General features: G+C 47.1%; 4 protein-coding genes. All 4 read left to right on the plus strand.

The features are described from left to right. Positions 1 to 191 precede the first annotated feature (191 nt). The 4 genes from CPA45_RS19245 to CPA45_RS19260 all read left to right on the plus strand — a co-directional run bounded on the left by CPA45_RS19245 (position 192) and on the right by CPA45_RS19260 (position 2,819). The gene (locus CPA45_RS19245; RefSeq protein ID WP_096654364.1) at positions 192 to 563 is read left to right on the plus strand and encodes a hypothetical protein; all 372 of its coding nucleotides are present in this window, start codon (positions 192 to 194) and stop codon (positions 561 to 563) included. Positions 564 to 646: 83 nt separating this feature from the next. Further along, entirely contained in the window at positions 647 to 1,186 is a 540-nt protein-coding gene (gene radC, locus CPA45_RS19250) for a RadC family protein (RefSeq protein WP_244287659.1), read from the plus strand. A 264-nt stretch (positions 1,187 to 1,450) separates the two neighbouring features. After that, on the plus strand, positions 1,451 to 1,750 hold the full coding sequence (locus tag CPA45_RS19255; RefSeq protein WP_096654366.1) for a tetratricopeptide repeat protein: 300 nt from the start codon (positions 1,451 to 1,453) through the stop codon (positions 1,748 to 1,750). Between the two features lie 127 nt (positions 1,751 to 1,877). Further along, positions 1,878 to 2,819, plus strand: a complete 942-nt coding sequence (locus CPA45_RS19260) for a tetratricopeptide repeat protein (protein WP_096654368.1) — start codon at positions 1,878 to 1,880, stop codon at positions 2,817 to 2,819. Positions 2,820 to 3,273 lie beyond the last annotated feature (454 nt).

The raw sequence follows: 3,273 nt of genomic DNA on the forward strand, positions 1-3,273 counted from the left end.
TCCACCGGCTCCAATAGAGGCTCCCCCTAAGTTCCCCCCGCCTCATGTGAGGGAACGCCACTCATGTGGTTTGAGGCAATCTAAATCTGTAATTGGCCTTTTGGCCTACCTATCTACCATGGGAAAACACTTTCCCATGGGGATGGTGTTTCCCATGGATTCGTTATTCCTATCCATTACGGAGAAACACTATGCTGCAATTGCAATCCATCGATCTATCCGCAGTAGCTATTAACTCAGGGTTCACTGGCCCAGTTCATGTAAGTCTCAGTTTAATAGGGGATAGCATGTACTGTACTGAAACTACGCTGAACACGTTTGGAATATTAGCAGTGGAGCGGTTATCGCTGATGCTTCAAGACATTGCATCTCAGCTGACGAAGTTCCCAGAAGGTACTCAAGCGGCGCGACTTACCCACTTCAGAATCCCACCCAGTGGTAGTTCAGAAGAGGCGTTAGGTCTTGATATAAAGGCAATCGTTGTTAGTGGCGAAGAAGGACAGCATCTTCTTCTGGCTAAAGCTGATGAACTAGAGCTCAGCGAGCTACTAATCGCAGCGTAAACCTAACTGTCCACCTATCCACCCCAGACCGGGATCACACTCCCGGTGGGTGTGGTCTTGGTCATGACCAAGAGGAACAGGTCATGATGAACTCTTCAGCAGCGACCCTCCTAGCAGATGCCCGCTATTTTTCTTCCAACACACTCGAGTTGTTCGTACGGGACAGCGACGGCAATTACCTGACAGCACAGGACAACATCATCATTGATATGGCGCGAAAGGTAGTAGAGCGCTCCGTATCCAAAGGTATGAAATTGGACAGTCCTAGCCGTGTCCGCGAGTTTCTGTGGCTCAAGCTGGCAGGGTATGAGCATGAGGTGTTTGGTGCCATTTTTTTAGATACCCAGCACCGAGTGATTGAGTACAGTGAACTATTTCATGGCACCTTGGATTCAGCATCAGTTTATCCACGTGAAGTAGTTAAACGGGCACTTCAACTCAATGCAGGTGCGGTCATTTTTACTCACAACCACCCCTGTGGTGAACCCGCGCCAAGCGATGCTGACCGACGTATTACAGATCGGTTGAAAGATGCTTTGAGCTTGATTGAAGTGCGAGTGCTCGACCATATCGTTGTCGGTGGCTCGGACTCAGTCTCCTTCGCTGAGCAAGGGTACATCTGACTTTTCGATTCCCTTCGATGTCTTTGATGTTCGCGATTGCCAGGTAGGTACCAGCACAGCTGGCACTTCGCCATTTTCTTGTGTTGTACTTGGGTTATGCCCAAACATCACAAATCAAGTGCCTGGCACTAATGGCAAGGAAGATTGGTGATTCCGTAGAGATGGAATTAGCCAGGCAACTGGTCGCTTGAATTCAACCCCTCTTCGGAGGGGTTTTTGTTGTTTTATTTAGGGTGTATCTCATCTGATACGTTTCATTGCAGCATGAAAGTGTTGCGATATGGCGAGTGGTATCAAAAAGCCGCCGAACAGGGACATGCTGACGCACAGTACAAACTTGGGGTCAGCTACTACAATGGCGAGGGGGTAAGCCGTAATCCAGCCATGGCTAATGTGCTGAACAATCTTGCGGCGGCACAATGGCATGAACAGGCTCACCAAAATCGTGATGCTATTGCTAACGAATTGTCGCGTGAACAGCTCACTGAAGCGCAACGTATGGCGAGTGAGTGGCGTGTGCGAACACCGTTACCCCCATTGCAAGATATCAGCACCTGGCCGTAACAGCGATTTATCAGCTCGCCATGCCGGGCCGATTTTTCTCCCCAGAGAAATTCAAGATAAGGCGAAAAACATATCGTAACTAAGTAAAATTGATAATATAGATTCATTCAAAAAAGAGACTACATAAATGCATCATTTTAGAAAAATTATCCTGCTCATTGGGGCCCTTTTTTTTGGCTCTCTTCCAGCATTTAGCCAGACATTTGATGCAGGAATTGAAGCATATCTTAATGGGAATTATGCCACTGCTGTAGAAAGCTTTAATTTGGCGGCTGAACAAGGGAATGTGGAGGCTCAATACGTCCTGGGCGTCATTTACGATAATGGGGAAGATGGTTTACCCCAAGATAATCATGTTGCTGCACAGTGGTATTTGCGTGCTGCTGAAAGGGGGCACCCTGAGGCTCAAACTCGACTAGGGTATATGTATCTCGTAGGAAAAGGTGTTCCTCAAAGTGACTTAGAGGCAGTGCGTTGGTTTCAAGTTTCCGCTGCACAAGGAGATAACTCAGGGCAATATAATATGGGTGTTATGTATACCAATGGAGCTGGTGTACCACAGAGTGATAGAGAAGCAGCTATCTGGTATCGGCGTGCCGCTGAACAAGGAAATGCAAGCGCACAGAGTCAATTAGGCGATATGTATTCTGAAGGTATAGGTGTTCCTCTAAGTGATGAAACAGCCGCAATTTGGTATCGGCATGCTGCCGATCAGGGGGACGCCAATGCTCAATACAAACTGGCGGTAATGTATGATGAAGGTTGGGGGGTAAATCGTGATTCTGTTAAGGCATCTTCATTGTTTGTGGATGCTGCACTTCAAGGCCACCGAGAAGCGCGAGAAAGAATGGGTCAAATAGGTAAAGAAGCGCTAAATCATTTAGAACAAGAGGCAGCAGAATTATGGAGATTTGCTAACTGTAGGAATGCTGATGATCAAATGAACGATAATAGTAGTTATCCTCCACCGTCGGAAAGAGGGCTTCTACAGCAACTCATGCGAGAGTATGAACAACAAGCTATACAAGCAGGCAAAGATCCGTGCGTCGATGAAAGAATGGCAGGTTAAACCACCCGGGTTAATTACCTAAAAGTTAATTAATCACTAGGCTCGGCTTTTACAGAAAATCATAAAAATTCAAGATAAGACGAAAAGTCTACTCAAACTTACAATAACCAGTCGGGCTTGCTGAGATAGGCTGTGCCGTATAGGCGCTATTTGGCATATACGGCACATACACTCTTGGGGAAGGACCAAGGTGTTGTTATTCAGCTTCCCTAACCTCACAAGGGTTGTTATCTATGAAAGCTAATGTCGCTGGATTTTTCCTACTCTTACTGATCGCCTTCGGAATGAATCACTGCACTGGTTGGACGCCTGGCGGCGGTAATCAATACGACCGACGCTAAGCGCTAGATTCGCCATAGTAGTGAGATCTCCCAGGCTGAACTGCCCCCCGAAAGTTGGACACTTTACTCCAACCTTCGAGGCACTCGGGTGAGAAATAAATATACTGAACGCT

Origin of the sequence: Vreelandella nigrificans (genome assembly GCF_002374315.1) — a bacterium.
GTDB lineage: Bacteria > Pseudomonadota > Gammaproteobacteria > Pseudomonadales > Halomonadaceae > Vreelandella > Vreelandella nigrificans.

Excerpts from the sequence above, each read along its gene's own strand:
- CPA45_RS19255 (WP_096654366.1), top strand. The coding sequence starts at position 1,451 with ATGAAAGTGTTGCGATATGGCGAGTGGTATCAAAAAGCCGCCGAACAG.
- radC (WP_244287659.1), top strand. The coding sequence starts at position 647 with ATGATGAACTCTTCAGCAGCGACCCTCCTAGCAGATGCCCGCTATTTT.
- CPA45_RS19245 (WP_096654364.1), top strand. The coding sequence starts at position 192 with ATGCTGCAATTGCAATCCATCGATCTATCCGCAGTAGCTATTAACTCA.
- CPA45_RS19260 (WP_096654368.1), top strand. The coding sequence starts at position 1,878 with ATGCATCATTTTAGAAAAATTATCCTGCTCATTGGGGCCCTTTTTTTT.